Here is a 7203-nt window from a genome sequence, read left to right on the forward strand (position 1 = left end):
GCTGCTGCTTGTTGCGCTTCTAAGGCAGAAAAGTTGGGGAAATCAATAGGTTGCAGGGATCAGTTGACGGATTCGACACTCTTGACTTCAGGGACCTCCATCTTGAGGACCCTTTCGATACCATGTTTAAGCGTCATCTGGGCCATGGGACAGCCCGCGCAGGCGCCGGTCAGTTTGACATGAACCACACCGTTCTCATCCACATCAACCAGTTCCACGTTCCCGCCGTCGGCCACAAGCTGCGGGCGAATTTTATTTAAGATTGATTCAACTTTTTCTTTCATCTTAATACCTCCTGGACTAACCTGACTAAGTATCTTATCATAAGTTAAATCCGATCGCCAAGAAAAGCAAGCCCTGGGGACTAAACTCTCTGATTAAGCATCTTTATCAAGCCAAAAGGCCCGGGATCGAAGCCAAAGACCTCCTGCCAGACCCGGGAATTCTCCATGCACAGATAAATACACGCCTCAGGCGCGGCCGCCTTGATCTCAGACACAAGGCGCCGGTACATCTCCACCCTCAGGGGCCGAAAATACCGCATCTTCCCGTCAGGGGCAGGGATGAACTCGTCATACATGATGCGGCTCTTAGGGTAACGACGAGCCACAATCCGTTTCAGTGATGGTAAAAAGCGAAACCCGCCCAGGCTGATCCAGGCCACACTCTCGGGTGGCACGGCTGAAAAAATATCGGCCACGGCCCGGGCATACCCTTCCTTCCAGCCTGCATGTCTGATGAGCGGGTCGAAATGAAATCCGACCCGGTACCCCTCCTCAACCATCCGCTTTGCCGCAGTGATTCTCCGCTTCAAGGGGACAGCCCCTGATTCCTCAGATGCAGCCACGGCCGGGGCATTGACCGAAAAAGAGACGATACTCCGACCTCCATGGTTCAAACCGCAAAGTGAATCAACATTATCGGTCTTGGTCTTAAGTTCCAAGAGAACGTCTTTATGACCTGCAAACAGGGTCACCAGACGAGCGGCCAGCCCGGTCAGGTCCTCAAGCAGGAGGCTGTCGGTAAATTCACCGGTGCAAAAGCGCCGGGGTCGCGGTCCATCTGAACTCAAAACTCGCTCCAGCTCCCGCAGGCCTTGATCAAAGTTACTGAACACAACCAGGGCCTGGGTGTCAAGGTAACTCTGAAGGATGCAGTAGGTACAGTTGAGGTTACACCCTAAGCCCAGGTGGATGATCATGAGTCCGCAGCAGATGTAGCCCCTGGTGCCAGGACAGGGTTTAACAAACGCGCCTCTGTGTTCGGCCAGAATCAAAGTCTCTCCATCATAGTTCGCATAATGAGCCGGTTTGATCGAAGGCACGATCTGGACCAGAGGCAGGCGTTTCATCAAGGATTCGGCCAGGGGCGTGCGGGCTGAAGCCTCCTCGACCACTAAACTCCGGGGCGCTGAAGAGGGACGCTTCATCAGCCCAGTTCCAGAAGAGCCGCCATCTCCGGGCTGGCAGCGATTTCACTTAAGTGATCCAGGCCGTTCATGAGATCGTCGAGATTGATAAAGGATAGATTAAAGGAAAACGCCAGCCCTTCAAACCACGGCGAAGTTTGAAGGCCAATGCCAGCCGGCAGCCTGAGCCTGGCCGTCAACCTGGCCTGTTTTTCTTGAGCCTGGCTTAGCTCAGGGTATCGCCAGGCGTGGATAATTTCTTGAGCCTTTTTTCCTTTATCCGGTCGGCTCAAATTTTCAGCCTCAATGACGGCCTGAAGCGCTTTATCGCTTAAGACCTCACCCACGGATCTCCCGTCCCGTTGACTGATCTCATGGAGCCAGGTTACGATCTGCCGCCGTTTGTTTCGGTTTGGTTTAAACTGATCGAGCAAGTCAAGAAGCGCTGACCGGTCAACTGGGTCCAGGGCGAGCAGAAGCTCACCTGTCTCAGGGTCCAGGCTTCCCTCAGCCAAAGCGGTCAAGCCCTGGGAGCCTAACTGCACAAGTCCCAGGAAGCGTTCCAGAAATTCACGCCTTGGAGGCAGACCCAGACGAGGCAGAAAATGAACGATTAGTTCCTCTGAAGGAAAAAAGGAGGCCAAATGATTCAGGGCCAGGGCTTTTTCCGCATCGTTAAACACCCTGTGACCGAGGTTTTCCTCCAAAGCCAGAACCAGCATCTGCTTAAGTGAATATTCATCAGGCAGAATAAGAGCGAAGAATTCCTCCTGCCCCAGTTCGCGCAGGGCCTGACGTCGGCGATGGCCGCATATTAGCCTGAAGCGGCCTTGATGCGGTTTAACCACCAGGGGCGAAACCAGGCCGACGCGACTTATCGAGGTTTTGAGCGGTTTGAGATCAAAACCCCAGCTCAGGAGAAACAGAACCTCCTCCTCGATCTGATCGTCAGTTACCCTGTCATAAATAGCTGCGCGCATAGTTTGTCACCCTCTCCGGCTCTTATACCCGGCTGCGGCCGGACGTTACGAGAAACAGTCTAACCATGATTTGGGTCCATCAACTATAGATAATGGTCGGAATCAGTCCCCCCACCAGCCAGAAGAGAAGGCTGTACAGATAAAAACCGACCCCCATGATCATGGTAGCCATGGTGCAAAAGATGAGTTCTCCGTCTAAAGCGCGATACATGTTTGCCATGGCCACAACCCAGTCACGCCGAAAAGGGCTGATCAAGGTGAAAACCAAGGTATGAAGGGGGCATAACATATAAATAATCCAGGCCTCTTTAAGAAACCAGTAAGACCTGAAAAGGTCAAACTCATAAATAATAACAAAAAATGCACTCACATAAATGAGATACCCCAGATGCCAGACCAGGAATCGGTAAAGATTATGTCTTTCGTTGGGCAGGAGGTCGAACAGCTTCATGATGAAAAAAGGGCTCCTCACACCGAAATGGATCTCATATGATAAAAGGTCAATCGTTCACAGGCTTCACGGCCATCTGCAGTACACCTGGCGCGAGCGAGTATGAGTTCTGAACTGTTTCCGAGCTGCCTCTGATATGTTAGTGACAGTCTTTCTTGCCCGTGAGGTACCGATTTGAGCCAGTTTTAAAGTCTACGCCGAATCCGAGGCTAGGGTCAATACTTATTTATTTCTATTAGTTACTTGTCCAGCTGTCTCAAGTATCCAAGCATTCACCTGGCAACTCGAGGGAACCGGAAAGAGAGAAACCATGGCGGCCATTTAACAGAAATCCGGCCAGACCGCCCCATTTAAAGCGCTCGTAAAAATCTTCTCTGTTTCTGTGATAACGACCGTCATAAACTTCTTGCCTCTTACCCTGGATTTCAATGCCTGTAAGGCCTTTTTTTCTAATATAAACAGGGCGAGACTGCCTTGACAACGGCCTATCCCGTGTTTAGAGTTAGCATAACACGCAATGACTTACAGGGTGTTGGCGGAAAAAGATGAGACAGCTATTAAATGAAAGAGCCAAGAACATACTTCATGCCGTCATCCAAAGTTATATCAGAACCGCTGAGCCGGTGGGATCGCGCACCGTCGCCAAGGAGTATGATTTAGACCTCTCCCCGGCGACAATTCGAAACGTAATGGCCGATCTGGATGAGATGGGGTACCTGAATCAGCCTCATACCTCAGCCGGCCGTATCCCTACAGACATGGGTTTGAGGTATTATGTTGATTCAATTCTGGAAATCAATCCGATTTCCGATCACGCCATGAAGGCTATCAATAAGGAATTCTCAGGGTCCGACCTGAGCACCGAACAGCTTATTAAAAAGGCCTCAAGAACCCTCTCCATGGTCTCTCAACATATTAGCCTGGTCCTGGCGCCTCGCTTTTCCTATCAAGAGCTCAAGCAGATTGAATTTATCCAGTTGCGTGACAACCTGGTCCTGGCCATTCTGGTAAGTCGTTCCGGTGTGGTTCAAAACCGGATCATCGAACTCGAGGAGGAGTTGACCCAAGAAGAACTGGACAGATTTAATCGCTACCTGAACGATGTTCTTGAAGGATTGACTATTAGAGAAATCAAAAACCGCATTATCAGGGAGCTGCAAAAAGAAAAAATCAAGTTCGATGCGATGCTTTTTCGGGCCCTTAAACTGAGCCGCCAGGTCTTTACCCAGGAAACGGTCGAAGATAACCTCTTCATCGAAGGTCAAGGACATATTTTAGATCATCCAGAGTTTTCAGATATAGAGGCCATGAAGAGTATCTTTGAGGCCTTTGAGGAGAAAAAGCTCCTGGTCAGGCTCCTGGACAGGGCCATGTACGCCTCGGGAGTCCAGATCTTCATCGGCTCGGAAAACGAACTGACTGATATGCAAGGCTGGACCGTGGTCACCTCTGCTTATTCCCGTATGTCCACCCCTATCGGAAGCTTAGGTGTTCTCGGGCCAACCAGGTTGAATTACTCTCAGATCATTCCTATTGTGGAATACACCGCCCAGCAGCTTGGTCGAGCCCTGGAGTCAATAAATTAACTGTATGGAGACGAAAAAAGCCTTAAAAATGAGTGACACAAGGAAACAAGATACTTTATCTGAAGACGAACAGAAGGCTGCCGCCGAATCTGACGCTCAACCTGCCAGCCCTGCCCCGGATTTAAGCGCTGAACCACCATCCGATGGTCTGCCACAGGAGGTAAACTGGGAGGAGGAAGCCAAAAAATTCCAGGACCTTTACATTCGAGCCACGGCCGAACAGGAAAATCTGAAAAAACGCCTGGAAAGGGAAAAGGATGAAACCGTTAAGTTCGCCAACGAGAATTTCATCAAGGAACTCCTTCCCATTATAGACAATCTGGAGCGGGCTCTTGACCACGTCGAAAATGATGATTCGAACCTGGAAGGAATGGTTGAGGGGGTACGAATGACCTATCAATCCTTTTACAGTATCCTGGAAAAATTCGGAGTTAAATCCGTGGCTGCTCTGGGAGAAAAATTTGACCCTCAATACCACGAAGCGGTCATGCAGGAAGAGAACCCGGATACAGAAGATGGCACGATCATAAAGGAAGTCCAGCGGGGATACCTGTTAAAGGAACGCCTTATCAGACCAGCCATGGTGGTTGTGTCCAGGAAACCAGCGCTGGAAGAACCTAACGGGCAGGTAGCCTGATCGGGAAAATGAAATATTTAGAGATAAACAAGGAGATGAGAAAATGAGCAAAGTAATCGGAATAGACCTGGGCACCACCAACTCATGTGTGGCCATCATGGAAGGCAATGACGCCAAAGTCATCGCCAATATAGAAGGCAACAGAACAACTCCCTCCATGGTCTCTTTCAACGACGCCGGGGAACGTCTCGTCGGCCAGATGGCCAAACGCCAGGCCATCACTAACCCGGAAGCAACCATTTTTGCGGTCAAGAGATTGATCGGACGTAAATACAACTCACCTGAGATCAAGAAAGATTCTGAGATTGTCCCTTACAAGATCATCCAGGCTGAAAATGGTGACGCTCATATCGAGGCCCGCGGGAAAAAACTCAGCCCGGCTGAGATTTCCTCCATGATCCTGGGCAAGATGAAGGAGACGGCTGAGGAATATCTAGGTGAAAAAGTGACTCAGGCGGTCATTACCGTCCCTGCTTACTTTAATGACAGCCAGCGTCAGGCCACCAAGGATGCAGGACGTATCGCCGGGTTGGAAGTCATGCGTATTATTAACGAACCTACCGCCGCCTCCCTGGCTTACGGCCTTGATAAAAAAAAAGAGGAGAAAATCGCTGTCTTCGATCTTGGCGGGGGAACTTTTGACATATCCGTTCTTGAAATCGGGGATGGGGTTTTTGAGGTCAAATCCACCAACGGTGACACCCACCTGGGGGGCGAGGATTTTGACCTGCGCATTATCGAGTACCTGGCTAATGAATTCCGCAAGGAATCGGGCCTTGACCTGCGCAACGACAAAATGGCCCTGCAGCGGCTCAAGGAAGCTGCCGAAAAAGCCAAGATGGAACTCTCCACCGCGATGGAGACCGATGTTAATCTCCCTTTTATCACCGCTGACGCCTCCGGCCCGAAGCACCTTAATATCAAGCTCACCCGGGCCAAACTTGAGACCCTGGTTGACGACCTGGTTGACAAGGTAGTCGAGCCGTGCCAGATCGCAATAAAAGACGCGGGCCTTACACCAGGCGACATCAACGAAGTCGTTCTGGTCGGCGGCATGACCCGCATGCCCAAGGTGCAGCAGAAGGTCGCCGAGATCTTCGGGAAGGAGCCGCACAAGGGCGTCAATCCCGATGAAGTGGTAGCCATCGGCGCTGCCATCCAGGCCGGTGTACTCACCGGTGATGTCAAGGACGTTCTGCTCCTGGATGTGACGCCGCTCTCCCTTGGAATCGAGACCCTGGGCGCAGTTTTTACCAAGCTTATCGAAAAAAACACGACCATTCCCACAAGACGCAGCCAGATCTTTTCCACGGCCGCGGATAACCAGCCTGCTGTTTCCATTCATGTTCTCCAGGGGGAGAGGGAGATGGCGGCTAATAATAAGACCCTCGGTCGTTTCGAACTGGTAGGCATACCGCCTGCTCCGCGAGGGCTCCCGCAAATCGAAGTCACCTTTGACATTGACGCCAACGGGATCGTCCATGTCTCGGCCAAGGATCTGGGCACTCAAAAAGAGCAGTCAATCCAGATAACCGCTTCTTCAGGACTGACTGAAGAAGAAATTGAAAACGCAATTAAAGACGCCGAGCTTCATTCAGAGGAGGACAAGCAGAACAAGGAGCTGGCCGAAGCCCGAAATCAGGCGGATAGCGCTGTCTACACTACAGAGAAGAGCCTGAGTGAATTGGGTGAGAAGGTGGATCCCCAGATCAGAGGCGAGATCGAGGCTGCAATCAATGACCTGAAATCGGTCATGGATGGCAATGATAAAACCGCTATCGAAGCTAAAATTCAGGCCCTGACCCAGGCCTCGCATAAGCTGGCCGAGCAAATGTACTCGCAGACCAGCCAGCAGCAGGCCGCCGGCGCTGCAGGCGGTGAAACCGGACCGGGGGCCGGGGCCGGCGCCGCTCCTTCTGAGGATGACGTTGTTGACGCCGACTTTGAGGAAGTTAAAAGCGATTGATGAAACCAGGTCGGGTGAGGAGTCTCCTGGATTGGTCAGACCTTATGAAATATATACCAATCCGGGGACTTTCCCGGCATTGATCTCCCGCGTCCTTTCTTCCAGATACGATACAGCCTTTCAGATGAGTGGTCACTGATGAAATCGTTTTTTCGTGCCTCTGCTGTCCAACTCG

The 7203-nt window shown here is 51.3% G+C and carries 7 protein-coding genes; 3 read left to right on the forward strand and 4 right to left on the reverse strand.

Annotated elements, in window-relative coordinates; all coding sequences use genetic code 11:
* Window positions 1-59: 59 nt before the first annotated feature.
* The 4 genes from JRI95_15505 to JRI95_15520 form a co-directional block, all read right to left on the reverse strand.
* Window positions 60-284: a NifU family protein gene (locus tag JRI95_15505; protein MBW2062948.1), complete on the reverse strand. Its 225-nt coding sequence runs from the start codon at window positions 282-284 to the stop codon at window positions 60-62.
* Between the two features lie 80 nt (window positions 285-364).
* Window positions 365-1429 (reverse strand): DNA photolyase, encoded by a 1065-nt coding sequence (locus JRI95_15510; protein ID MBW2062949.1) that lies wholly within the window; start codon window positions 1427-1429, stop codon window positions 365-367.
* Complete coding sequence (locus JRI95_15515) at window positions 1429-2388, reverse strand: ParB N-terminal domain-containing protein (GenBank protein ID MBW2062950.1); 960 nt, start codon at window positions 2386-2388, stop codon at window positions 1429-1431. Before JRI95_15515 ends, JRI95_15510 begins: the two co-directional genes overlap by 1 nt.
* 79 nt (window positions 2389-2467) lie before the next feature.
* Window positions 2468-2839, reverse strand: a complete 372-nt coding sequence (locus JRI95_15520; GenBank protein ID MBW2062951.1) for a hypothetical protein — start codon at window positions 2837-2839, stop codon at window positions 2468-2470.
* A 545-nt stretch (window positions 2840-3384) separates the two neighbouring features.
* Here JRI95_15520 and hrcA point away from each other — a divergent pair.
* The 3 genes from hrcA to dnaK are packed head-to-tail and all read left to right on the forward strand — an operon-like array spanning window position 3385 to window position 7028.
* Window positions 3385-4425, forward strand: a complete 1041-nt coding sequence (hrcA, locus tag JRI95_15525; protein ID MBW2062952.1) for a heat-inducible transcription repressor HrcA — start codon at window positions 3385-3387, stop codon at window positions 4423-4425.
* Between the two features lie 28 nt (window positions 4426-4453).
* Window positions 4454-5062 carry a nucleotide exchange factor GrpE gene (gene grpE, locus JRI95_15530; protein ID MBW2062953.1) on the forward strand — a complete coding sequence of 203 codons (609 nt, stop codon included), beginning with the start codon at window positions 4454-4456 and terminating at the stop codon, window positions 5060-5062.
* Window positions 5063-5105: 43 nt separating this feature from the next.
* Window positions 5106-7028 carry a molecular chaperone DnaK gene (gene dnaK, locus JRI95_15535; GenBank protein MBW2062954.1) on the forward strand — a complete coding sequence of 641 codons (1923 nt, stop codon included), beginning with the start codon at window positions 5106-5108 and terminating at the stop codon, window positions 7026-7028.
* The last annotated feature ends 175 nt before the right edge of the window (window positions 7029-7203 follow it).

It is taken from the genome of Deltaproteobacteria bacterium, from assembly GCA_019308995.1.
GTDB lineage: Bacteria > Desulfobacterota > Desulfarculia > Adiutricales > JAFDHD01 > JAFDHD01.